The following is a 22,251-nucleotide window of genomic DNA, read 5'->3' on the forward strand; positions in this document are numbered from 1 at the left end:
CTTGTCCCTGCCCACCGCACCCGCGTCACGAGGAGAATCTGTGGCTACCGACGCACCTCCGCCGCCCGAAAGCGGCACGGAAAACGCCGCCCCCGCACAGCCCACGACGGAGGAGTTCGTCCAGGTGCAGCAGAGCGCCGAGTTCGGCGAGCTCCGCCGCACCTACCGCTCCTTCGCCTTCCCCCTGACGATCGCCTTCATCGCCTGGTACCTGCTGTACGTGCTGCTCTCCAACTACGCGGGCGGCTTCATGGGCACCAAGCTCTTCGGCAACGTCAACGTGGCCCTCGTCCTCGGGCTCGGCCAGTTCGCGACCACCTTCCTCATCGCCTGGCTCTACTCGCGGCACGCCGCCGACCGCCTCGACCCCAAGGCCGAGGCCATCAAGGAGCGCATGGAGTCCCGTACGGAGGCCGACGCATGAGCGACACCCTTCTCCTCGCCGCCGGCAACGCCACCAGCGAGCACCGGCCGCTGATCATCACCCTCTTCGCGGCCTTCGTCGTCGCCACCCTCGCCATCACCGTCTGGGCCGGCCGCCAGACCAAGAGCGCCGCCGACTTCTACGCCGGCGGGCGGCAGTTCACCGGCTTCCAGAACGGCCTGGCCATCTCCGGCGACTACATGTCCGCCGCGTCCTTCCTCGGCATCGCCGGCGCCATCGCCCTCTTCGGCTACGACGGCTTCCTCTACTCCATCGGCTTCCTCGTCGCCTGGCTGGTCGCCCTGCTCCTGGTCGCCGAACCGCTGCGCAACTCCGGCCGCTTCACCATGGGCGACGTCCTCGCCTACCGCATGCGCCAGCGGCCCGTCCGCACCGCCGCCGGCACCTCCACCATCGTCGTGTCGATCTTCTACCTGCTCGCCCAGATGGCCGGCGCCGGCGTCCTGGTCTCGCTGCTGCTCGGCATCACCAGCGACGGCGGCAAGGTCGCCATCGTGGCCCTCGTCGGCGTCCTGATGATCGTGTACGTGACGATCGGCGGCATGAAGGGCACCACCTGGGTGCAGATGGTCAAGGCCGTCCTGCTCATCGCGGGCACGCTCCTGATCACCTTCCTCATCCTGCTGAAGTTCGACTTCAACCTCTCCCAGCTGCTGGGCGCCGCCGCCTCCAACAGCGGCAAGGGCCAGGCGTTCCTGGAGCCCGGCCTCAAGTACGGCGTCAGCGGCACCTCCAAGCTCGACTTCCTGTCGCTCGGCATCGCGCTCGTCCTCGGCACCGCCGGACTGCCGCACATCCTCATCCGCTTCTACACGGTGCCGACCGCCAAGGCCGCCCGCAAGTCCGTGAACTGGGCCATCGGCATCATCGGCGCCTTCTACCTGATGACGATCGTCCTCGGCTTCGGCGCCGCCGCCCTGCTCAAGAACAGCGACATCATCGCCTCCAACAAGGCCGGCAACACCGCGGCCCCGCTCGCCGCCCTGGAGATCGGCGGCGGCGCGGACTCCACCGGCGGCGCCATCCTGCTCGCCGTCATCTCCGCCGTCGCCTTCGCCACCATCCTCGCCGTGGTCGCCGGCCTCACCCTGGCCTCGTCCTCGTCCTTCGCGCACGACATCTACGCCAACGTCATCCGGCGCGGAAAGGCCACCGAGAAGGAGGAGGTGCGGGCCGCCCGCTGGGCCACCGTCCTCATCGGCGTCGTCTCCATCGCCCTCGGCGCCCTCGCCCGCGACCTCAACGTCGCCGGCCTGGTCGCCCTCGCCTTCGCCGTCGCCGCCTCCGCCAACCTGCCGACCATCCTCTACAGCCTCTTCTGGAAGCGGTTCACCACCCAGGGGGCGCTCTGGTCGATCTACGGCGGTCTGGTCTCCGCGGTCGTCCTCGTGCTGTTCTCGCCGGTCGTCTCCGGCAAGCCGACCTCCATGTTCAAGAGCGTCGACTTCTACTGGTTCCCGCTGGAGAACCCGGGCCTGGTCTCCATCCCGCTCGGCTTCCTCCTCGGGTGGCTCGGCTCCGTCCTCTCCAAGGAGGAGCCGGACAAGGGCAAGTACGCGGAGCTGGAGGTCAAGTCCCTCACCGGCGTCGGAGCGCACTGAGTCGTATACGTTCCGCCGCGGGCCGACGGCCGCGTCGTATGGTTCTACGACGCGGCCGTCCCGGTCCCTGTGACAATCGGCCCATGCCCGATGTCCGAGGGCTCGCGTAGGCTCGAAGACAAGCGAACCGGAAGAAGGGGAGGGGGCCCAGTGCTCATCGACACCTACGGCCGTGTGGCCACCGACCTGCGGGTCTCCCTGACGGACCGGTGCAATCTGCGCTGCACGTACTGCATGCCGGAAGAGGGCCTGCAGTGGCTGGCCAAGCCCGACCTGCTCACCGACGACGAGATCGTCCGGCTGATACGCATCGCGGTCACCGAGCTCGGCGTCACCGAGGTCCGCTTCACCGGCGGCGAGCCGCTGCTGCGCCCCGGCCTCGTCGGCATCGTCGAGCGCTGCGCCGCCCTGGAGCCCCGCCCCCGGATGTCCCTGACGACCAACGGCATCGGCCTCAAGCGCACCGCCGAGGCCCTGAAGGCGGCCGGACTCGACCGGGTCAACGTCTCCCTCGACACCCTGCGCCCCGAGGTCTTCAAGGCCCTCACCCGCCGCGACCGCCACCAGGACGTCCTCGACGGCATGGCCGCCGCCCGCGCGGCCGGCCTCACCCCGGTCAAGGTCAACGCCGTCCTGATGCCCGGGCTCAACGAGGACGAGGCCCCCGACCTGCTGGCCTGGGCGATCGAGAACGACTACGAGCTCCGCTTCATCGAGCAGATGCCGCTGGACGCCCAGCACGGCTGGAAGCGCGACGGCATGATCACCGCCGGAGACATCCTGCAGTCCCTGCGCACCCGCTTCACGCTCACCCCCGAGGACGCCGACGAGCGCGGCTCGGCCCCCGCCGAGCGCTGGGTCGTCGACGGCGGCCCGCACACGGTCGGCGTCATCGCCTCCGTCACCCGCCCCTTCTGCCGGGCCTGCGACCGGACCCGGCTCACCGCCGACGGCCAGGTCCGCACCTGCCTCTTCGCCACCGAGGAGACCGACCTGCGGGCGGCGCTCCGCTCGGACGCACCGGACGCGGCGATCGCCGACCTCTGGAAGAAGGCCATGTGGGGCAAGAAGGCCGGCTCCGGCCTCGACGACCCGAGCTTCCTCCAGCCCGACCGCCCGATGTCAGCGATCGGCGGCTGAGCCCGCGGAGCCCTCGCTCCCGGATTCCCAGTCGCCCAGCAGGACGACGTCCTTCAGGAAACCCCGTACGCCCAGGAACTGGGAGAGGTGCTCGCGGTGCTCCTCGCACGCGAGCCACGTCTTGCGCCGCTCCGGCGTGTGCAGCTTGGGGTTGTTCCAGGCGAGCACCCACACGGCGTCGGCCCGGCACCCCTTGGCGGAACAGATCGGCTTCGCTTCGCTCACTGGACCCTGGATCACCTGATCATTGTCCAGCAAGGGCGATGCCGAGCAGCCACGGGGGGAGCTGCCCGGCATCGGTCCGTCGCTCCGACGGGGGATGCGGAGCGCGTAGGCAGTATGTCACGGCGCATGGGGTGCGGTGCACCGGAACTTCATGATTGATCTGAGCATTTCTTGAGCTTCGCGCTCACCGAACGTGATCGGTCCGACCGTAGGCGCCGTACGTCGGTTCCGCCACGGCTTCCGCCCCGCGTTCGAGCGCCGGCCGCACCGGAGCGGGGACGAAGGTGGAGGGAAGGGACGGCGCGCTCTCCCGGCCGGCGTTGGCGATCACCACCGCGATGTACGGGAGCACGGCGCCGAGCACCAGTGCCACCACCGCCACGGGCCGCTGGACGTTCCACAGCGATGCCGCGGCGATCACGGCCAGCGTGCGCACCGACATCGACACCACGTACCGCCGCTGGCGCCCCCGGACGTCGTCGGCGAGCCCCTGCCGGGCACCGGTGATCCGGAAGACCTCGGTTCCGCCACGCTTCCGCATCACATTCCACCGCCCACGAGCCATGCCGGAGCCTCCCCGGTCCGGACCTGTTTCCACGGTACGCCCGCTGCCGCCGACCGACGAGCCCGGGGGCTCGTACGGAGCCGCCCGAGGTGCGCCGTACGGCCGCCCGATCGAGACTGGGCAGACGTGCGACGCGCGACAAGGAGGCAAAGATGAGTTGGTTGTGGGCGATCATCGTGGGCCTGGTCCTGGGTCTGATCGCGAAGGCGATCCTTCCGGGCAAGCAGCAGATCCCGCTGTGGCTGACGACCGTGTTCGGCATTCTGGGCAGTGTGCTCGGCAACGCGGTCGCGACCTGGATCGGGGTGAACGACACCAAGGGCATCGACTGGACCCGTCATCTGCTCCAGCTCATCGGCGCCGTCGCCGTGGTGGGCGTCGGCGACATGCTGTGGGCCTCGATCAGGGGCAACAGGCAGCGGACCTGACCCCGGGCACCCGCCCCGCGGTCACGCCGGAGGCCCGGTACGGCGCACACGCGCGCGTCCCGGGCCTCCGCCTGATTCCGGGAACCTAGCCGGCGACCTCGATCGCCGCCAGGTTCTTCTTGCCCCGGCGCAGCACCAGCCAGCGTCCGTGCAGCAGCTCGTCCGCCGACACCTCGGCGTCCTCGGCCGTCACCTTGACGTTGTTGACGTAGGCGCCGCCCTCCTTCACCGTGCGGCGGGCCGCCGACTTGCTCGGCGCGAGACCGACCTCGGCGAAGAGGTCCACGACCTGGCCCAGCTCCGTCACGCGTGCGTGCGGCAGCTCGGACAGGGCCGCGGCCAGCGTCGCCGCGTCCAGGTCGCCCAGCTCGCCCTGGCCGAACAGCGCCTTGGAGGCGTTCATGACCGCCTGGCACTGCTCGGCGCCGTGGACCAGCGTGGTCAGCTCCTCGGCCAGCGCCCGCTGCGCCGTACGGGCCTGGGGCCGCTCGGCCGTCAGCTTCTCCAGCTCCTCCAGCTCCGCGCGGGACCTGAAGGACAGGATCCGCATGTAGGTGGAGATGTCGCGGTCGTCCACGTTCAGCCAGAACTGGTAGAACGCGTACGGCGTGGTCATCTCCGGGTCCAGCCAGACGGCGCCGCTCTCGGTCTTGCCGAACTTGGTGCCGTCGGCCTTCACCATCAGCGGCGTCGCCATCGCGTGGACCTGCGCCTCCGGCTCCAGCTTGTGGATCAGGTCCAGGCCCGCCACCAGGTTGCCCCACTGGTCGGAGCCGCCCTGCTGCAGCGTGCAGCCGTAGCGGCGGTACAGCTCCAGGAAGTCCATGCCCTGCAGCAGCTGGTAGCTGAACTCGGTGTAGCTGATGCCCTGCTCGGACTCCAGGCGCCGGGCGACGGAGTCCTTGGTCAACATCTTGTTGACCCGGAAGTGCTTGCCGATGTCCCGCAGGAACTCGATCGCCGACATGCCGGCGGTCCAGTCCAGGTTGTTCACCATCACCGCGGCGTTCTCGCCCTCGAAGGACAGGAACGGCTCGATCTGCGACCGCAGCCGGTTCACCCAGTTGGCGACCGTCTCCGGGTCGTTCAGGGTGCGCTCGGCGGTCGGCCGCGGGTCACCGATCTGGCCGGTGGCCCCGCCGACCAGCGCCAGCGGCCGGTGCCCGGCCTGCTGGAGCCGACGCATGGTGAGTACCTGGACCAGGTGGCCGACGTGCAGCGAGGCGGCGGTCGGGTCGTAGCCGCAATAGAACGTGACCGGACCGTCCGCGAGCGCCTTGCGCAGGGCCTCTTCGTCGGTGGACTGGGCGAAGAGCCCGCGCCACTTCAGCTCGTCGACGATGTCCGTCACGTCGTCCGTCTCCTCGGCTATGGGTGGATGCTGCATCGTGTTGCGACACTCAGTCTATGGGGGTCAGACCCCCTTGCTGACCGAGCTCATGTTGAAGTCCGGCACCCGCAGGGCGGGCATCGCGGCCCGGGTGAACCAGTCGCTCCACTCGCGCGGCAGCGTCTTCTCCGTCCGGCCCGCCTCGGTGGCCCGCGACAGCAGGTCGACCGGCGACTCGTTGAAGCGGAAGTTGTTCACCTCGCCGACCACCTCGCCGTTCTCCACGAGGTAGACGCCGTCCCGGGTGAGCCCGGTGAGCAGCAGCGTCGCCGGGTCGACCTCGCGGATGTACCAGAGGCAGGTCAGCAGCAGACCGCGCTCGGTGGCGGCGACCATCTCCTCCAGGGACCGCTCGCCGCCGGCGTCCAGGATCAGGTTCCCCGCTCCGGGAGCCATGGGCAGACGAGTGAGCGCCGCGGAGTGCCGGGTGGTGATCAGGTGCTCCAGCCGTCCGTCCCGTACCCAGTCCACGGGGGGAACCGGCAGACCGTTGTCGAAGGCCGAGGAGTCGTCGCCGGAGGAGTGGGCGATCACGAACGGGGCCGACTCCAGGCCCGGCTCGTTCGGGTCGCTGCGCAGGGTCAGCGGCAGCGGCGAGAGCGTCTCGCCGATCCGGGTGCCGCCGCCGGGCTTGGAGAAGACCGTGCGGCCCTCCACCGCGTCCCGGGCCACCGAGGACCACAGCTGGTAGATCAGCAGGTCGGCCACGGCGGTCGGCGGCAGCAGCGTCTCGTACCGCCCGGCCGGCAGCTCGATCCGCCGCTCCGCCCAGCCGAGCCGGGTGGCGAGCTCCGCGTCCAGCGCGGTCGGGTCGACGTCCTTGAAGTCCCGCGTCGAGCGACCGGCCCACGCGCTGCGGGTGCGGTCCGGCGACTTGGCGTTGAGCTCCAGGGTGCCGTTCGGCTGGTCGTGGCGCAGCCGCAGCCCCGTGGAGGTGCCCAGGTAGGTCGACGTCAGCTGGTGGTGGGCGAAGCCGTACAGCTCCCGGCCGCCTGCCCCGGCCCGTGCGAAGGCCTCGCCGAGCGCGGGCGCGAAGGCGTCGAAGACGGCGGAGGAGGTCTCGGCCGGGGCGTCGGTGAAGTCGGGGGAGGCCGGCACGCCCTCGACCAGCGGCTGGGCGTCCTCCGCGGGGCCGGCCGCCCGCGCGGCCTCCTCGGCGGCCCGGACCAGCGGCTCCAGGTCGTCGACGGTCACGGCGGAGCGGGAGACGACACCGGAGGCGGTGCCCTCGGCACCGTCCACGGTGGCGATCACCGTGAGCGTGCGGCCCCGGGTGACGCCGTTCGTCGTGAGCGCGTTGCCCGCCCAGCGCAGGTTCGCCGACGACTCCTCGTCCGCGATCACGACACACCCGTCCGCGCGGGACAGCTCAAGCGCCCGCTCGACGATCTCGTACGGCTTGCTGACGCGGCTCATCGACCGGCCTCCTGCGTCGTGTTCAGGCTGTGCTTACCCGGGGGACAACCCCCGGACCCCCGGCGAAACTCGTGGCGCGCGCTCATCGACCGGCCTCCTGCGTCGTGTTCAGAATGTTGACACCCCGGAACAGGGCGGACGGGCAGCCGTGCGAGACCGCGGCGACCTGGCCCGGCTGGGCCTTGCCGCAGTTGAACGCACCGCCCAGGACGTACGTCTGGGGCCCGCCGACCTGCTCCATGGAGCCCCAGAAGTCCGTCGTCGTCGCCTGGTACGCGACGTCCCGCAGCTGGCCGGCCAGGCGGCCGTTCTCGATGCGGAAGAAGCGCTGGCCGGTGAACTGGAAGTTGTAGCGCTGCATGTCGATGGACCAGGAGCGGTCACCGACCACGTAGATGCCCCGCTCCACGCCCCCGATCAGGTCCTCCGTGGACAGACCGCCGGGATCCGGCTGGAGCGACACGTTCGCCATCCGCTGCACGGGCACGTGGCCGGGGGAGTCGGCGAAGGCGCAGCCGTTGGAGCGGCCGAGGCCGGTCAGCTTCGCGATCCGCCGGTCCAGCTGGTAGCCGACGAGCGTGCCGTCCTTCACCAGGTCCCAGGACTGCGCCTCGACGCCCTCGTCGTCGTAGCCGACGGTCGCGAGCCCGTGCTCGGCGGTCCGGTCACCCGTCACGTTCATGATCGAGGAGCCGTAGGCCAGCTTGCCCAGCTGGTCGAAGGTGGCGAACGAGGTGCCCGCGTACGCCGCCTCGTAGCCGAGCGCCCGGTCCAGCTCGGTGGCGTGGCCGATCGACTCGTGGATCGTCAGCCACAGGTTCGAGGGGTCGACGACCAGGTCGTAGCGCCCGGCCTCGACGCTCGGCGCCCGCATCTTCTCGGCGAGCAGCTCCGGGATCTCCTCCAGCTCCCCGTCCCAGTCCCAGCCGGTGCCGGTGAGGTACTCCCAGCCGCGCCCGACCGGCGGCGCGATCGTCCGCATCGAGTCGAACTCACCCGTCGAGGCGTCCACGGCGACGGCCGTCAGCTGCGGGTGCAGCCGGACCCGCTGCTGGGTGGTGACGGTGCCGGCCGTGTCCGCGTAGAACTTGTTCTCGAAGACGGTGAGCAGGGAGGCGTCCACGTGCGCCACCCCGTCCGCGCGCAGCAGCCGCGCGCTCCACTCGGCGAGCAGCCCGCTCTTCTCCTCGGGGGAGACGGTGAACGGATCGATCTCGTACGAGGAGATCCACACCTTGTCCGCGTGCACCGGCTCGTCGGCGAGCTCCACGCGCTCGTCGGAGCCGGCCGCCGCGATCACCTTCGCGGACAGCTTGGCCATGGCCACCGCCTGGGAGGCGACCCGGGCGGCCCCGTCCATGGTGAGGTCCACCCCGGAGGCGAATCCCCACGCACCGCCGTGCACCACCCGCACCGCGTAGCCGAGGTCCGTGATGTCCGAGGAGCCGGACGGCTTGGCGTCGCGCAGCCGCCACGAGGCGCTGCGCACCCGCTCCAGGCGGAAGTCGGCGTGCTCGGCGCCGAGCGCCCGCGCGCGGGCGAGCGCCGCGTCGGCGAGCGCCCGCAACGGAAGCTGGGTGAAGGCTTCGTCGAGGGAATGGGGGGTCCCAGATTGCACAGCTGTCTCCTGTCGTGTGAGACCGGTCGCCCCGATCATGTCGTGCTTTCGGCCGCGATGCCCAGAGCTTTCTGTAGGGACCCGACAGTGACACCAGTACGCCACTGTCAGGGCCCGATTCTCCGTATCGCGGAACGGACCGATAGGTTTTCGGCATACCAGACCGCTATCGAAAGGGTGATCCGTTGAGCCGCTCGGTTCTCGTCACCGGAGGAAACCGGGGCATCGGCCTCGCCATCGCCCGCGCGTTCGCCGAGGCGGGCGACAAGGTCGCGTTCACGTACCGGTCCGGCGAGCCGCCGGCCGCGCTGGCCGATCTGGGGTGCCTGGCCGTCAAGTGCGACATCACCGACACCGAGCAGGTGGAGCAGGCGTACAAGGAGATCGAGGAGAAGCACGGTCCGGTGGAGGTCCTCGTGGCCAACGCCGGCGTGACGAAGGACCAGCTCCTGATGCGCATGTCCGAGGAGGACTTCACGTCCGTCCTCGACACCAACCTCACCGGCACCTTCCGGGTCGTCAAGCGTGCCAACCGCGGCATGCTGCGCGCCAAGAAGGGCCGGGTCGTGCTGATCTCCTCGGTCGTCGGTCTGCTCGGCTCGGCGGGCCAGGCGAACTACGCCGCCTCGAAGGCCGGACTGGTCGGTTTCGCGCGGTCCCTCGCCCGTGAGCTCGGCTCGCGCAACATCACCTTCAACGTCGTCGCGCCCGGGTTCGTCGCCACCGACATGACCGCGGTGCTCACCGACGAGCAGCGCGCCGGCATCGTCTCCCAGGTGCCGCTGGGCCGCTACGCGCAGCCCGAGGAGATCGCCGCCACGGTGAAGTTCCTCGCCTCGGACGACGCCTCGTACATCACTGGAGCCGTCATCCCGGTTGACGGCGGATTGGGCATGGGTCACTGATCACATGAGCGGAATTCTCGAGGGCAAGCGCATCCTGATCACCGGTGTGCTGATGGAGTCCTCCATCGCCTTCCACGCCGCGAAGCTGGCCCAGGAGCAGGGCGCGGAGATCATCCTCACCGCGTGGCCGCGGCCGACGCTGACCGAGCGCATCGCCAAGAAGCTGCCGCAGCCCGACAAGGTCAAGGTCCTGGAGCTCGACGTCTCCAACGACGAGCACCTCGCCCGCCTGGAGGGCCAGGTCCGCGAGTACCTCGGCGACCGTCTCGACGGCGTCGTGCACTCCATCGGCTTCGCCCCGCAGGACGCGCTCGGCGGCAACTTCCTGAACACGCCGTTCGAGTCGGTCGCCACCGCCATGCACGTCTCGGCCTTCTCCCTGAAGTCCCTGACCATGGCGCTGCTGCCGCTGATGAGCGAGGGCGGCTCGGTCGTCGGTCTCACCTTCGACGCGAAGTTCGCCTGGCCGCAGTACGACTGGATGGGCCCGGCCAAGGCCGCCCTGGAGGCCACGAACCGCTACATGGCGCGCGACCTCGGCAAGCAGAACATCCGCTGCAACCTGGTCTCGGCCGGCCCGCTCGGCTCGATGGCCGCCAAGTCCATCCCGGGCTTCAGCGAGCTGGCGAGCGTCTGGGACAGCCGCTCCCCGCTGGAGTGGGACCTGTCCGACCCGGAACCGGCGGGCCGCGCGATCGTGGCGCTGCTCTCCGACTGGTTCCCGAAGACCACCGGCGAGATCGTCCACGTCGACGGCGGTCTGCACGCGATCGGCGCCTGACGCCGGAGCGGCCGTACGTGTGAAGGGGCCGGGTGTCCGCCTGTGGGGGGCGGCACCCGGCCCCTTCGCGTTTCGGGTACTCCGCGTTTCCGCAACCCGGGGCCCGAGTCGAAAACTGGGGCGAACCGGCCCAGACTGGGTCAGAGCACGATGTTCAGGGCGTGACGTTCCGGCTACCGCTCGGGGAGGAGGTACGGGCATGCGCGTGCTGCACCGCGGGACCGTCGCCTTCGCCACGGCCGCCGCCCTCCTCACCGGCACCGCCGTCGCGGCCGAGGTGCGGGCCGTTCCCGCCCCGGTGGACGGCTCCGACGCCGGGGCCGTCACGGCGGCCGCCGCCGGCGAGCGCGAGAACTTCGGCGCCTCCTGCGGCATCGTCGTCGAGGGCTCCCACGTCACGGCGTACTGCCGCAACCCCTATCCCGACACCGACCGGGTCCGGCTGCACGTCGAATGCGCCCGCTGGTGGGACCTCGACACCGACAGCGCCCCCGTCGCCGTCGCCCCGGCCGACTACGCCCGGGTGACCGGCCGCTGCTGGAAGGAGGTCGGCTCGGCCTGGATCACCCACGAGCCGGCGGGGCGCGGGTAGGGCCGACGGGGCCCGTCCCGCGTCACGTCAGGCCGTAGGCGGCCCGGTGTCCCGCCCCGGGTCCCTCAGGCACTGGAACGGATAGCTCGCCGCCTCCGCCGCCGCCCGCTCCGCGTCGCCCGCGCGGATCGCCTCCACCAGACGCGCGTGGTCCATGTGGTTCTCCGGCCGCAGCTCCCGCCCCACGTCCTCCCGCAGCCACTCGCGCAGCACGTGCCCGAGGTCCGCGTACAGCTCCGTCAGCACCTCGTTGTGCGAGGCCACCACCACACAGTGGTGGAAGGCCGCGTCCGCCGTCACGAACTCCTCCGCGTCGCCCGAGGCCCACGCCTCCTCGCGCTTCAGGAGCATCGCGTCCAGCTGCTTGAGGTCCCGGTCCGTGCGCCGCCGCGCCGCGAGCCGGGCCGCCGAGGACTCCAGCGTGGAGCGCAGCTCCGCGACGTGCCGCGGATCGGAGCCGGCGAACCTGCGGTGCATCACCCCGGCCAGCTCGCTCGTCGCCACCACATAGGTGCCCGAGCCCTGCCGGATGTCCAGCAGCCCGTTGTGCGCGAGCGCGCGGACCGCCTCCCGCACCGTGTTGCGGGCCACGCCCAGCTGCTCGACGAGCTCCGGCTCCGTCGGGATCCGCGACCCCACCGGCCACTCGCCGGAGGTGATCTGGTTCCGCAGCTCGGCGATCACCTGATCGGAGAGCCCGGTACGCCGGGGATGGCCGAGCGCCATGCTGCACCTGCCGTTCCGTAGGGGAGGGTCGGAGATTGGTTCGAAATTGGACAACCAATCATCCCATGATTCTATGATGGGCCCCATGCCCGACGAGCCGCAGACCCTCGCACCCGCCCTCCGGACGGCCCGCACCGACCGGGGCGCCGCCGATTCTCCCGCACCGGCCGGCCCCGCCCGCTGGGTCGTCCGGCTCGTCGTCGTCGGCCTCGTCCTGGCCGCCCTCAACCTGCGCCCGGCCATCACCAGCCTCGGCGCCCTGCTCGAAGAGGTCAGCGCCGACCTCCACATGAGCGGCACCGTGGCCGGCGTCCTCACCTCCGTACCGCCGCTCTGCTTCGCCGTCTTCGGCATCGCCGCCCCGCGCCTCGCCCGGCGCTTCGGCCCCGCGGCCGTGGTCTGCGCCGGCATGGCTCTGATCCTCGCGGGCCTGCTGCTGCGCCCCCTCGCCGGCGGCACCGCGGGCTTCCTCGCCGCCAGCGCGCTCGCCCTCATGGGCATCGCGCTCAGCAACGTCCTCATGCCGGTCCTCGTCAAGAAGTACTTCCCCGACCGCGTCGGCAGCATGACCGGCCTCTACTCCATGGCCCTCGCCCTCGGCACCTCCCTGGCCGCCGCCGCCACCGTGCCGATGACCGCGGCCCTGGGCGGCGGCTGGCGGCTCGGCCTCGGCATCTGGGCGGCCCTGGCCGCCCTCGCCGTCCTGCCCTGGCTGCCGCTGCTGCGCGACCGCGGGCGAGACCGGGGCACGGACACCGCCGTGGGCCGAAGCGCGGGCCAGGACACGGACGCCGCTGCCGGCCGGGAGCCGGGCCGGGAAGCCGGCGACGAGGACGGCGCCACGCGCGCGGGTGCCGTGATCCCCGCAGCGCGCGCGGGCGCCACCGCTCCCGTCGTGCGCGCGGGCGCCGCTGCCCCGGCCGCGCGCGCGGGTGCCGCCGGTACCGCCACCCCGGCCGCCGCTGCGCCGCGCATCACCCGCAGCCGCACCGCCTGGGCCCTCGCCGCCTTCTTCGGCCTCCAGGCCACCGGCGCCTACATCACCATGGGCTGGATGCCGCAGATCTTCCGCGACGCCGGCGTCCCCGCCTCCACCGCGGGCGTGCTGCTCGCCGTCACCATGGTGATGGGCGTGCCGCTCGCCTTCGTCATCCCCGGGCTCGCCTCCCGGATGCGGAACCAGGGCCCCATCGTCGTCGCCCTCGGCCTGTGCGGCCTCGGCGGCTACACCGGTCTGTACTTCGCGCCCGCCGCCGGCGCCTGGGCCTGGGCTCTGCTCCTGGGCGTCTCCAACTGCGCCTTCCCGCTCGCCCTCACCATGATCGGGATGCGCTCGCGCACCGGCGCCGGCGTCGTACGGCTCTCCGCCTTCGCCCAGAGCGTCGGCTACCTCCTCTCCATCCCCGGACCGCTGCTCGTCGGCGTCCTCTACCAGCACAGCGGCGGCTGGGGCCTGCCCATCGCCCTCATGGGCGGCCTGATGATCCCGCAGATGATCGTCGGCAGCCTCGCGGGCCGGGACCGGACGGTCGAGGACGAATGCTGAGATGCGAGACTGTTCCCATGCCCGTACTCGAACCGAACCCCCCGAACGGCCAGAAGAAGCTGCTCATCGTCTTCGGCACGATGATCGGCATCACGGTCGTCATCGCCGTCATCGCCTCCCTCGCCTCTCCCTGAACCGCCGGGGGTAGGGCTGTCCCCCCGTCCCCTAGGGGGCGGGCGTCAGGGTGAAGTGGGTGGATCACCTGATGGGCCGGGGCCCGAGCACTCCGTACGGTGGGACCGAAGCAGCGAGCGGAGGGATCCCGGCGCAGGTGGATCCCGTCCCGGACGGATCCCATCCACGGAGGCGGCCATGACGGCGCGAGCCATGACGGCGCGAGGCACGACGGCGCGAAACCACACCGGTGCCCGAAGCGACGTCCGCGCCGCCCCGGCCGGCGTCGACACCCGGCTGCCCTGGTGGGCGCTGGCCCTCCCCGTCCTCGCCTTCGCCGCCCTCTTCGTCCTCGTCACGGACCCGGGCCACGCCCACGCGGCGGGCGCCGACCCCGGAATCGGGGGCCTCCTGGCACGGATCCAGCAAACCCTTCCTCTCTGAGTCGAGCAGGGCCGATTCATGCGAAGCTGTGGTGCATGAGCGTCGACACACCCCGAAGGATCGTGCTCCTCCGACACGCCAAGGCGGACTGGCCCCAGACCTCAGACCACGAGCGCCCGCTCGCCGATCGCGGTCGCCAGGACGCCCCCGCCGCGGGCCGCAAGCTCGCCGACAGCGGCATCGGCTTCGACCTGGCCCTCGTCTCCACCGCCGTACGGACGCGGGAGACCTGGAAGCTCGCCGCCGCCCAGCTGCCCGAGCGCCCCAGGACGGTGTACGAGGAGCGGCTGTACGAGGCATCGCTCGGCGAGCTCATCGCCCTGGTCAACGAGACCCCCGACACCGTGGCGAACCTCCTGCTGGTCGGCCACAACCCCGGGATGCACGCGCTGGCCGACGCCCTCGCCGGCGCCTCCGAGGGCGACGCCCTCGCCCGCATGAACCGCGGCGGCTTCCCCACCGCCGCCTTCGCCGTCCTCACCTTCGACGGCACCTGGAAGTCCGTCGAGCACGGCATGGACGCCACCCTCGTCGACTTCTGGGCCCCGCACTCCTGAGCGACGGCGAAGGGCCCGGCCGTCAGGTGACGGCCGGGCCCTTCCCGTACGCGCGCCGCGAGGCGCACGCGTGCCTCAGTGCAGCAGGTCCTCCGCGCCGCCGTCCGCGGCCTCGACCTCCTCGCGGGTGATCCCGAGGAGGTAGAGCACGGTGTCCAGGAACGGCACGTTGACCGCCGTGTGCGCCGCCTCGCGCACCACCGGCTTGGCGTTGAACGCCACCCCGAGGCCGGCCGCGTTCAGCATGTCCAGGTCGTTGGCGCCGTCACCGATCGCCACCGTCTGCGCCAGCGGCACCCCGGCCTCGGCGGCGAAGCGGCGCAGCAGTCGCGCCTTGCCCGCCCGGTCCACGATCTCCCCGGTCACCCGGCCGGTGAGCCTGCCGTCGACGATCTCCAGGGTGTTCGCCTGGGCGAAGTCCAGCCCCAGCTTCTCCTTCAGGTCGTCCGTGACCTGCGTGAATCCGCCGGAGACGACACCCACCTGGTAGCCGAGCCGCTTGAGCGTACGGATCAGGGTGCGCGCACCCGGCGTCAGCCGCACCTCCTCGCGGACCTTGTCCACCACGGACGCGTCGAGTCCGGCCAGCAGCTCCACCCGCGCGTGCAGGGACTGCTCGAAGTCCAGCTCGCCGCGCATCGCCGCCGCCGTCACCTCGGCGACCTTGTCCTCGCAGCCCGCGTGGGCCGCGAACAGCTCGATGACCTCGTCCTGGATCAGGGTGGAGTCGACGTCCATCACGACGAGCCGCTGGGCCCGCCGGTGCAGCCCGGCGGAGACCACGGCCACGTCGACGCCGATCGAGTGCGCCTCGGTGGCGAGCGCGGTGCGCAGCGCCTCCGTCGCACAGCCCGAGACGGCGAATTCGACGGCCGTCACCGGATACTTGGCGAGCCGGAAGATGCGGTCGATGTTGCCGCCGCTCCCGGCGATCCTGGCCGCTATGGCCGCCGTCTGCTCGGCGGTCAGCGGGTGCCCGAGCACGGTGACGTGCGAGCGTCCCTCGCCGCGCGGACGGTTGTCGCCGGTGCCCGAGATGATCTCGGCCTGGAGCTTCATGGACTCCGCCCAGCTGTGCACGGTCGCCCGCAGCTCACCCTGGCTGGCGACGGTCGGCTCGGTGACGAGCGCGCACAGCACGAGGCGGCCGCGCGACACGACCTGCTCGATGTCCACGACGTCGACGGAATAGGCGGCGAGGGTGTCGAAGAGTCCGGCGGTGATCCCGGGACGGTCCTTCCCGAAGATCTTGACGAGAAGAGTGGGCACGTCCGAGGCGGGGACGTCCGATGTCTGCGATGCGCTCATGGTCCTTCCACCGTATCGGGCACCGGGTGCCACCCGGCCCCCCGTCCCGCCTGACGGACACCCGCACGGCCCCGGACTCGCCCGAAAGGCCCGGCCTGTGCACGTACGCAAGCTCTTCACGCGGCCCGACTTTCGGATACGGGCCGGGGCCTGAAATAGTTCCCCAGGATGTTCACCATCCCTGGGCTCCCGACGACGGGGGTGCATCGGGGGACAAGTAGTGGGGCATGGAGTGCCAGAACTCGTACTGGAATTGAATGGAAGGACCTGGACCCTCGATCCGTCCAGGTCGTACACCCTCGGCCGCGACCCCCAGGGCGACCTGGTGATCGACGACGCCAGGGTCTCGTGGCGGCACGCCACCATCAGCTGGGGCGGCCGGAGTTGGGTCATCGAGGACCACGGCTCCACCAACGGCACGTTCGTACAGGGCCAGCGCGTCCACCAGGTGGAGATCGGCCCCGGCTCGGCCGTCCACCTGGGCAACGCCACCGACGGGCCGCGGCTGAACCTCGCCGCCGCCGGGGCCCCGGCCCAGCAGGCGGTCCCGCAGCAGGCCCAGCAGCCCGTGCAGCAGCCGGCCCACCAGGCCGCGCCGCACCAGGCCGCGCCGGCCGACTGGGCCACCCACCAGGCCCCGCCGCAGCAGCAGGGCTGGCAGCAGCAGCCGCACCAGGCACCGCAGGCCGCCCCGCAGCAGCAGCACCAGGCCCCGCCGCAGACCCCGCAGGAGGTCTACGCGTCGAAGGTCCCGCACCAGCAGGCCGGCCCGCAGGGCGCGACGCCGATGCACGGCGACCGCAGCCCGACCACGTTCCACCAGCTCAACCTCGGCCGCGTCATGCGCATCGGCCGCGCGCTCGAGAACGAGCTCGTCGTCTCCGACCTGCAGGTCTCGCGCAACCACGCCGAGTTCCACGCGACGCCCGACGGCCGCTTCGAGATCCGCGACCTCGGCTCGCACAACGGCACGTACGTCAACGGTCAGCCGATCCCCAAGGGCGGCACCGTCCTCCTCGGCCCCAACGACATCGTCGGCGTGGGTCACTCCACCTTCCGGATCGTCGGCAACCAGCTCGAGGAGTTCGTCGACACCGGCGAGGTCTCCTTCTCGGCCCGCCACCTCACGGTGACCGTCGACGGCGGCAAGCAGATCCTCAAGGACGTCACCTTCGGCGTCCCGGAGAAGTCGCTGATCGGCGTCATCGGCCCCTCCGGCTCCGGAAAGTCGACCCTGCTCAAGGCGCTCACCGGCTACCGGCCCGCCGACCAGGGCGACGTCCTGTACGACAACCGCAGCCTCTACAAGCAGTTCGCCGAGCTGCGCCAGCGCATCGGTCTGGTCCCGCAGGACGACATCCTGCACAAGGAGCTGACCGTCCAGAAGGCGCTGCGCTACGCGGCCAAGCTCCGCTTCCCCGGCGACACCGCCGAGGCCGAGCGCGAGGCCCGGATCGGCGAGGTGCTGCGCGAGCTCAAGCTCGACATCCACAAGGAGAAGAAGGTCACCTCCCTCTCCGGTGGCCAGCGCAAGCGCGTCTCCGTCGCCCTGGAGCTGCTGACCAAGCCGTCGCTGATCTTCCTGGACGAGCCGACCTCCGGTCTCGACCCGGGCATGGACCGCGACGTCATGCAGCTGCTGCGCGGCCTCGCCGACGACGGCCGCACGGTCCTCGTGGTCACCCACTCGGTGGCCGAGCTGGGCCTGTGCGACAAGCTGCTCGTGATGGCGCCCGGCGGTTCGGTGGCGTACTTCGGCCCGCCGGACGAGGCGCTGAACTTCTTCGGCTACTCCACCTGGGCCGACGTCTTCTCCGCGTTCGAGAACTACCGCGACTACGACTGGGCGGGCCGCTGGAAGGGCTCGCAGCACTACCAGATGTACGCGGCCGAGATCGACGCCGTCGCCGCCCAGCCGGTCCAGCTGCCGCAGCAGGCCCAGCAGGCGCTGGCCCGCCCGCCCAAGCCGCAGGGCTGGGGCTCGCAGCTGTGGACCCTGATCCGCCGCTACGTGTCGGTGATCGCCTCCGACGTCGGCTTCATCGCCCTCATGGTGATCCTGCCCGCCGTCCTCGGTGCGGTCTCGGTGGTCATCCCCGCCGACTTCGGCCTCGGCAAGCCCACGCCGCCGTCCCGCTACAACGGCGACGCCGGCACGATCATGCTGATCCTCGCGGTCGGCATGTGCTTCTCGGGCGCGGCCAACTCCGTACGAGAACTGATCAAGGAACGGGTCATCTACGAGCGGGAACGCGCCACCGGCCTGTCCCGTTCCGCGTACCTGATGTCCAAGGTCATCGTCCTCGGCCTGATCACCGCCTTCCAGGGCGTGATCATCTGCGGCATCGGCTTCTCCACCCGCGAGCTGCCGGCGGAGGGCCTGTTCATGCCGCCGGCCGTCGAGCTGTGCATCCAGGTCATCGGCCTCGGCCTGACCTCGATGATGGTCGGCCTGGTCATCTCCTCGCTGGTGAAGACCGCCGAGAAGACCATGCCGCTCCTGGTCATGTTCGCGATCATCCAGGTCGTCTTCACCGGCATCCTCTTCCAGGTCTACGGCTCGCCCGGCCTGGAGCAGTTCGCCTGGCTCATGCCGTCGCGCTGGGGCATCGCCGGCGCCGGCACCACGCTCGACCTCGGTCGCCTGATGCCGCCGTGGGACCACAAGAACCCGGGCAACACCGACCCGCTGTGGGAGCACTCGGTCGCGCAGTGGAGCATGGACCTCGGCATCCAGCTGCTCATGGCCACCGTCTGCTGCGTCCTCGTGGCGCGGCTGCTGCGCCGCCACGAGCCGGAGGTCATGCGCAAGTAGCGCGGACCGGGTCCGTACGCCCGGCCAGCCGGTCCGTACGCACGCCAAGGGCGGCACCCCGCACGGGGTGCCGCCCTTCGGCATGTCCAGCGTGTCCCGGCCGTCGGCTCAGTACGCGCTGTTGACGTTGTCCATGGAGCCGTAGCGGTCGGCCGCGTAGTTGCAGGCGGCGACGATGTTGGCGACCGGGTCGTACTGGTCGAACTTGGTGCCCGGGACGTGGTACGCCTTGAAGGTCGGGTAGATGACCTGGAGCAGGCCCTTCGAGGGGACGCCGTTGATGGCGTTGATGTCCCAGTTGTTGATGGCACGGGGGTTGCCGCTGGACTCCCGCATGATGTTGCGGTGGATGCCCTCGTAGGTGCCGGGGATGTTGTGCTTCTTCATGATGTGCAGCGCCTCGCGGATCCAGCCGTCGAGGTTGTTCGCGAAGACGGGGGTGCGGGCGGCGGCACGGCTCGCGGCGGCCTTCTCGGCGGCGCGCTTCTTGGCCGCGGCCTCGGCCTGCTTCTTCGCGGCGGCGGCCTTGGCGGCCGCCGCGGCCTTCTTCTGCGCCTCGGCGGCGGCCTTGGCCTTGGCGGCGGCCTCCTGCTTCGCCTTGAGGGCGAAGGCGGAGGTCTGCTCGTTCAGGCTGGCGGCCATGGCCTTGGCCTGCGGGCTGTTCGCGTCGTAGGACCACGCGACCTGCTGGGTGTTCGCGAGGGCCTGGGGCTCGACCTCGGCGGAAGCGTTGCCAGGGATGAGAGAGAAGCCGAGCGCCGCGGCGCTCAGAGCGGCGACGCCGGCGATCGTGGCCTTGTGGGTCTTCTTCAGACCACGACTGTGGCCAGGGGTGTTCGCAGACATGCAGGACTACCTCTTCGAATCGCTGGGGGGTCGCTCAGGCCGGGCGGCGCTGCGCCTTGCTCGGCGGCGACGGACGCAATTCTTAGCGGCAGCAAAAACCTGTGGCAAAGGTGTGACGTACGATCCCCGGTAGTGGATCAGGGGGCCCGCCGGGGCGGCCGCCGGGGGCTCCGGGACCAGGTGCGGCAGCGCTGATCTCGCCTTTACCCGTCCACTAGGGGGATTCGTAAGTGATGTGGGTCCTATGCGCGGGCTCACATCGGTCACGTAACAACCTCACCGCTTGTTGCGCCTGCAATGCACACAGTGAGGCGCCTCCTCCTCAGGGAGGAGAGGGCCCCGCCCGGCCTCCTGCCGAGGTCGTCCCCGGCCCCGCCCGAGGTCCCGCCGAGCGACCCCGGCCGCCGCCGGCACCGGTCCGGCGGGGCTCGCCCGTGGACGCGGCCTACGCCGCTGGACCTAGGCGACGGCCGTCCCCGGGCGGATACGGACCGTCACACCCCGCCGGTACGGTGAGCGCATGAGCCACCGACCGAGCTCCGGCCTGGCCGCCGTGAGCAGCGCCCTGCTGGCGATGAACCGCCAGATGGAGGTGCGCGACGTCCTCCAGACGATCGTCGCCTCGGCCCGCGACCTGCTCGACGCCGAGTACGCGGCGCTCGGCGTCCCCGACGACCACGGCGGCTTCGCCCAGTTCGTCGTCGACGGCGTCAGCGACGAGCAGTGGCACGCCATCGGCCCCCTGCCCCGCCAGCACGGCATCCTCGCCGCCATGCTCCACAAGGCCGAGCCCGAGCGCCTCGACGACGTCCGCAAGGACCCCCGCTTCGGAGGCTGGCCCGACGCCCACCCCGAGCTGTCCGACTTCCTGGGCCTGCCGGTCCGCGACGGGGACGAGATCCTCGCCGCCCTCTTCCTCGCCAACAAGCGCTGCCCCACCCCGTCCGGCGGCTGCGGCTTCACCGCCGAGGACGAGGAGCTCCTGACCCTCCTCGCCCAGCACGCCGCCATCGCCCTCACCAACGCCCGGCTCTACGAGCGCAGCCGCGAGCTCACCATCGCCGAGGAGCGCTCCCGCCTCGCCCACGAGCTGCACGACGCCGTCAGCCAGAAACTGTTCTCCCTCCGGCTCACCGCCCAGGCCGCCGCCGCCCTCGTCGACCGCGACCCCGCCCGCGCCAAGGGCGAGCTCCAGCAGGTCGCCGAGCTCGCCGCCGAGGCCGCCGACGAGCTGCGCGCCGCCGTCGTCGAGCTGCGCCCCGCCGCCCTCGACGAGGACGGCCTGGTCCATACCCTGCGCACCCAGGTCCAGGTCCTCGACCGCGCCCACACCGCCCGGGTCACCTTCGAGAGCACCGGCGTCCGCGCACTGCCCGCCGCCCACGAGGAGGCCATGCTCCGCGTCGCCCAGGAGGCCCTGCACAACGCGCTGCGCCACTCCGACGCGGCCCTCGTCTCCGTCTCCCTCCGCCGCAACGGCCCGGGAGCACGGCTCACCGTCACCGACGACGGCCGGGGCTTCGACCCCGCCACGGTCCGCACCGCCGGCCGCCACCTCGGCCTGGTCTCCATGCGCGACCGCGCCGCCGGAGTCGGCGGCACGCTCACCGTCACATCGGCCCCAGGCCGGGGCACCACGATCGAGATGGAGGTCCCCGGTGGCTGACAAGACCATCCGTGTCCTGCTCGTCGACGACCACCAGGTCGTCCGCCGCGGCCTGCGCACCTTCCTGGAGGTCCAGGACGACATAGAGGTCGTGGGGGAGGCCTCCGACGGCGCCGAGGGCGTCGCCGCCGCCGAGGAGCTGCGGCCCGACGTCGTCCTCATGGACGTGAAGATGCCCGGCACCGACGGCATCGAGGCGCTGCGCCGGCTGCGGGAGCTCGCCAACCCCGCCCGCGTCCTGATCGTCACCAGCTTCACCGAGCAGCGCACGGTCGTCCCCGCGCTGCGCGCCGGCGCGTCCGGCTACGTCTACAAGGACATCGACCCCGACGCCCTCGCCGGCGCCATCCGCTCCGTCCACGCCGGCCACGTCCTGCTCCAGCCCGAGGTGGCCGACGCGCTCCTCAGCCAGGAGGACCAGGGCCAGGGCGGCGGCACGGGCCGCGGCTCCTCGCTGACCGAGCGGGAGCGGGAGGTCCTCGGCCTGATCGCCGACGGCCGCTCGAACCGGGAGATCGCCCGGGCGCTCGTCCTGTCCGAGAAGACGGTGAAGACGCACGTCTCCAACATCCTCATGAAGCTGGACCTCGCGGACCGGACCCAGGCCGCGCTCTGGGCCGTACGGCACGGCCTCACCTCGTAGGCACGGCCGTTCCCATTTTCATACTGTCGGGTGGACGTCCCCCGTTCGGCGTAACGAACCGGGGGTGCCGGAGTTCTCCATGGCGTGCTGCGGCGGACCGGCCGCAGCGATGACCAGGAGGATCCCGAAGTGAACAACCTCAAGAAGGCCGCTGCCCTCACCATGGTCGCCGGTGGCATCGTCGCCGCCGGCGCGGGCGTCGCCTCCGCCCACGGCGGCGCGCACGCCCACGGCCAGGCCCTCCACTCCCCGGGCGTCGCCTCGGGCAACCTGGTGCAGGTCCCGGTCCACGTCCCCGTGAACGTCTCCGGCAACACGGTCAACGTGATCGGCCTGCTCAACCCGGCCTTCGGCAACGGCGCCGTCAACCACTGACGCCCCGCTGAACCACCGGCCCCTGGACGATCCCCCAGGGGCCGGTTCCCCATCCCCCCGACGCACGCCTCCCGGTCCGCACCCGGAACGGGACACCGGCGGGCC

The 22,251-nt window shown here is 71.4% G+C and carries 23 protein-coding genes; 15 read left to right on the plus strand and 8 right to left on the minus strand.

The annotated features are described in order from the left end of the window. The first annotated feature begins 40 nt into the window (after window positions 1–40). The 3 genes from ABD954_RS26735 to moaA all read left to right on the plus strand — a co-directional run bounded on the left by ABD954_RS26735 (window position 41) and on the right by moaA (window position 3,186). Window positions 41–424: a DUF485 domain-containing protein gene (locus ABD954_RS26735; protein ID WP_345489705.1), complete on the plus strand. Its 384-nt coding sequence runs from the start codon at window positions 41–43 to the stop codon at window positions 422–424. Further along, window positions 421–2,046: a solute symporter family protein gene (locus ABD954_RS26740; protein ID WP_345489706.1), complete on the plus strand. Its 1,626-nt coding sequence runs from the start codon at window positions 421–423 to the stop codon at window positions 2,044–2,046. Before ABD954_RS26735 ends, ABD954_RS26740 begins: the two co-directional genes overlap by 4 nt. A gap of 150 nt (window positions 2,047–2,196) precedes the next feature. Then, window positions 2,197–3,186, plus strand: a complete 990-nt coding sequence (gene moaA, locus ABD954_RS26745; protein WP_345489708.1) for a GTP 3',8-cyclase MoaA — start codon at window positions 2,197–2,199, stop codon at window positions 3,184–3,186. Here moaA and ABD954_RS26750 read toward each other — a convergent pair. Next, complete coding sequence (locus ABD954_RS26750; RefSeq protein WP_345489710.1) at window positions 3,169–3,426, minus strand: hypothetical protein; 258 nt, start codon at window positions 3,424–3,426, stop codon at window positions 3,169–3,171. The genes moaA and ABD954_RS26750 overlap by 18 nt on opposite strands. 169 nt (window positions 3,427–3,595) lie before the next feature. Continuing rightward, a complete protein-coding gene (locus ABD954_RS26755; protein WP_345489712.1) occupies window positions 3,596–3,952 on the minus strand; it encodes a DUF3099 domain-containing protein in 357 nt (118 codons plus the stop codon). 176 nt (window positions 3,953–4,128) lie between these two features. Here ABD954_RS26755 and ABD954_RS26760 point away from each other — a divergent pair, with 176 nt between their 5' ends. Further along, complete coding sequence (locus ABD954_RS26760; protein WP_345489714.1) at window positions 4,129–4,404, plus strand: GlsB/YeaQ/YmgE family stress response membrane protein; 276 nt, start codon at window positions 4,129–4,131, stop codon at window positions 4,402–4,404. 85 nt (window positions 4,405–4,489) lie between these two features. Here ABD954_RS26760 and tyrS read toward each other — a convergent pair whose 3' ends face one another. The 3 genes from tyrS to ABD954_RS26775 form a co-directional block, all read right to left on the minus strand. Then, the gene (gene tyrS, locus ABD954_RS26765) at window positions 4,490–5,755 is read right to left on the minus strand and encodes a tyrosine--tRNA ligase (RefSeq protein ID WP_345489716.1); all 1,266 of its coding nucleotides are present in this window, start codon (window positions 5,753–5,755) and stop codon (window positions 4,490–4,492) included. Between the two features lie 63 nt (window positions 5,756–5,818). Beyond that, window positions 5,819–7,210: a metallopeptidase TldD-related protein gene (locus ABD954_RS26770; RefSeq protein ID WP_345489718.1), complete on the minus strand. Its 1,392-nt coding sequence runs from the start codon at window positions 7,208–7,210 to the stop codon at window positions 5,819–5,821. Window positions 7,211–7,292: 82 nt separating this feature from the next. Beyond that, entirely contained in the window at window positions 7,293–8,828 is a 1,536-nt protein-coding gene (locus ABD954_RS26775) for a TldD/PmbA family protein (RefSeq protein ID WP_345489719.1), read from the minus strand. 185 nt (window positions 8,829–9,013) lie between these two features. On the opposite strand from ABD954_RS26775, the gene fabG reads away from it, so the two are divergent. From fabG to ABD954_RS26790, 3 genes are all read left to right on the plus strand, one after another. Further along, window positions 9,014–9,733 carry a 3-oxoacyl-[acyl-carrier-protein] reductase gene (fabG, locus tag ABD954_RS26780; RefSeq protein ID WP_345489721.1) on the plus strand — a complete coding sequence of 240 codons (720 nt, stop codon included), beginning with the start codon at window positions 9,014–9,016 and terminating at the stop codon, window positions 9,731–9,733. Between the two features lie 4 nt (window positions 9,734–9,737). After that, a complete protein-coding gene (gene fabI / locus ABD954_RS26785) occupies window positions 9,738–10,514 on the plus strand; it encodes an enoyl-ACP reductase FabI (RefSeq protein ID WP_345489723.1) in 777 nt (258 codons plus the stop codon). Window positions 10,515–10,713: 199 nt separating this feature from the next. Then, the gene (locus ABD954_RS26790) at window positions 10,714–11,106 is read left to right on the plus strand and encodes a hypothetical protein (protein WP_345489725.1); all 393 of its coding nucleotides are present in this window, start codon (window positions 10,714–10,716) and stop codon (window positions 11,104–11,106) included. Window positions 11,107–11,133: 27 nt separating this feature from the next. On the opposite strand, the gene ABD954_RS26795 is transcribed toward ABD954_RS26790, so the two are convergent. After that, on the minus strand, window positions 11,134–11,832 hold the full coding sequence (locus ABD954_RS26795) for a FadR/GntR family transcriptional regulator (protein ID WP_345489726.1): 699 nt from the start codon (window positions 11,830–11,832) through the stop codon (window positions 11,134–11,136). 85 nt (window positions 11,833–11,917) lie between these two features. Here ABD954_RS26795 and ABD954_RS26800 point away from each other — a divergent pair, with 85 nt between their 5' ends. From ABD954_RS26800 to ABD954_RS26815, 4 genes are all read left to right on the plus strand, one after another. Then, the gene (locus ABD954_RS26800) at window positions 11,918–13,378 is read left to right on the plus strand and encodes a CynX/NimT family MFS transporter (RefSeq protein ID WP_345489728.1); all 1,461 of its coding nucleotides are present in this window, start codon (window positions 11,918–11,920) and stop codon (window positions 13,376–13,378) included. A gap of 17 nt (window positions 13,379–13,395) precedes the next feature. Beyond that, entirely contained in the window at window positions 13,396–13,512 is a 117-nt protein-coding gene (locus tag ABD954_RS26805) for an SGM_5486 family transporter-associated protein (RefSeq protein WP_345489730.1), read from the plus strand. 178 nt (window positions 13,513–13,690) lie between these two features. Next, window positions 13,691–13,936, plus strand: coding sequence for a hypothetical protein (locus tag ABD954_RS26810; protein WP_345489731.1), 246 nt, complete (start codon window positions 13,691–13,693; stop codon window positions 13,934–13,936). Between the two features lie 35 nt (window positions 13,937–13,971). After that, entirely contained in the window at window positions 13,972–14,493 is a 522-nt protein-coding gene (locus tag ABD954_RS26815) for a SixA phosphatase family protein (protein WP_345489733.1), read from the plus strand. Between the two features lie 75 nt (window positions 14,494–14,568). On the opposite strand, the gene serB is transcribed toward ABD954_RS26815, so the two are convergent. Next, window positions 14,569–15,801, minus strand: coding sequence for a phosphoserine phosphatase SerB (gene serB, locus ABD954_RS26820; protein ID WP_345489735.1), 1,233 nt, complete (start codon window positions 15,799–15,801; stop codon window positions 14,569–14,571). 232 nt (window positions 15,802–16,033) lie between these two features. Between serB and ABD954_RS26825 the strand changes: the two genes are divergently transcribed. Next, complete coding sequence (locus ABD954_RS26825; RefSeq protein WP_425584070.1) at window positions 16,034–18,616, plus strand: ABC transporter ATP-binding protein/permease; 2,583 nt, start codon at window positions 16,034–16,036, stop codon at window positions 18,614–18,616. Window positions 18,617–18,724: 108 nt separating this feature from the next. On the opposite strand, the gene ABD954_RS26830 is transcribed toward ABD954_RS26825, so the two are convergent. After that, the gene (locus tag ABD954_RS26830) at window positions 18,725–19,462 is read right to left on the minus strand and encodes a transglycosylase SLT domain-containing protein (RefSeq protein WP_345489739.1); all 738 of its coding nucleotides are present in this window, start codon (window positions 19,460–19,462) and stop codon (window positions 18,725–18,727) included. Window positions 19,463–19,982: 520 nt separating this feature from the next. On the opposite strand from ABD954_RS26830, the gene ABD954_RS26835 reads away from it, so the two are divergent. From ABD954_RS26835 to ABD954_RS26845, 3 genes are all read left to right on the plus strand, one after another. Beyond that, window positions 19,983–21,128, plus strand: a complete 1,146-nt coding sequence (locus ABD954_RS26835) for a GAF domain-containing sensor histidine kinase (protein WP_345489741.1) — start codon at window positions 19,983–19,985, stop codon at window positions 21,126–21,128. Next, window positions 21,121–21,771, plus strand: coding sequence for a response regulator (locus ABD954_RS26840; RefSeq protein WP_345489743.1), 651 nt, complete (start codon window positions 21,121–21,123; stop codon window positions 21,769–21,771). The genes ABD954_RS26835 and ABD954_RS26840 overlap by 8 nt, the downstream gene beginning before the upstream one ends. A 129-nt stretch (window positions 21,772–21,900) precedes the next feature. After that, a complete protein-coding gene (locus ABD954_RS26845) occupies window positions 21,901–22,146 on the plus strand; it encodes a chaplin (protein WP_345489744.1) in 246 nt (81 codons plus the stop codon). The last annotated feature ends 105 nt before the right edge of the window (window positions 22,147–22,251 follow it).

The sequence above is a fragment of the Streptomyces roseoviridis genome (assembly GCF_039535235.1).
Lineage (GTDB): Bacteria > Actinomycetota > Actinomycetes > Streptomycetales > Streptomycetaceae > Streptomyces > Streptomyces roseoviridis.

Excerpts from the sequence above, each read along its gene's own strand:
- ABD954_RS26830 (WP_345489739.1), bottom strand. The coding sequence starts at position 19,462 with ATGTCTGCGAACACCCCTGGCCACAGTCGTGGTCTGAAGAAGACCCAC.
- ABD954_RS26810 (WP_345489731.1), top strand. The coding sequence starts at position 13,691 with ATGACGGCGCGAGCCATGACGGCGCGAGGCACGACGGCGCGAAACCAC.
- ABD954_RS26790 (WP_345489725.1), top strand. The coding sequence starts at position 10,714 with ATGCGCGTGCTGCACCGCGGGACCGTCGCCTTCGCCACGGCCGCCGCC.
- ABD954_RS26815 (WP_345489733.1), top strand. The coding sequence starts at position 13,972 with ATGAGCGTCGACACACCCCGAAGGATCGTGCTCCTCCGACACGCCAAG.
- ABD954_RS26805 (WP_345489730.1), top strand. The coding sequence starts at position 13,396 with ATGCCCGTACTCGAACCGAACCCCCCGAACGGCCAGAAGAAGCTGCTC.
- ABD954_RS26835 (WP_345489741.1), top strand. The coding sequence starts at position 19,983 with ATGAGCCACCGACCGAGCTCCGGCCTGGCCGCCGTGAGCAGCGCCCTG.
- ABD954_RS26795 (WP_345489726.1), bottom strand. The coding sequence starts at position 11,832 with ATGGCGCTCGGCCATCCCCGGCGTACCGGGCTCTCCGATCAGGTGATC.
- serB (WP_345489735.1), bottom strand. The coding sequence starts at position 15,801 with ATGAGCGCATCGCAGACATCGGACGTCCCCGCCTCGGACGTGCCCACT.
- ABD954_RS26740 (WP_345489706.1), top strand. The coding sequence starts at position 421 with ATGAGCGACACCCTTCTCCTCGCCGCCGGCAACGCCACCAGCGAGCAC.
- ABD954_RS26755 (WP_345489712.1), bottom strand. The coding sequence starts at position 3,952 with ATGCGGAAGCGTGGCGGAACCGAGGTCTTCCGGATCACCGGTGCCCGG.
- ABD954_RS26800 (WP_345489728.1), top strand. The coding sequence starts at position 11,918 with ATGCCCGACGAGCCGCAGACCCTCGCACCCGCCCTCCGGACGGCCCGC.
- fabI (WP_345489723.1), top strand. The coding sequence starts at position 9,738 with ATGAGCGGAATTCTCGAGGGCAAGCGCATCCTGATCACCGGTGTGCTG.
- ABD954_RS26770 (WP_345489718.1), bottom strand. The coding sequence starts at position 7,210 with ATGAGCCGCGTCAGCAAGCCGTACGAGATCGTCGAGCGGGCGCTTGAG.
- ABD954_RS26760 (WP_345489714.1), top strand. The coding sequence starts at position 4,129 with ATGAGTTGGTTGTGGGCGATCATCGTGGGCCTGGTCCTGGGTCTGATC.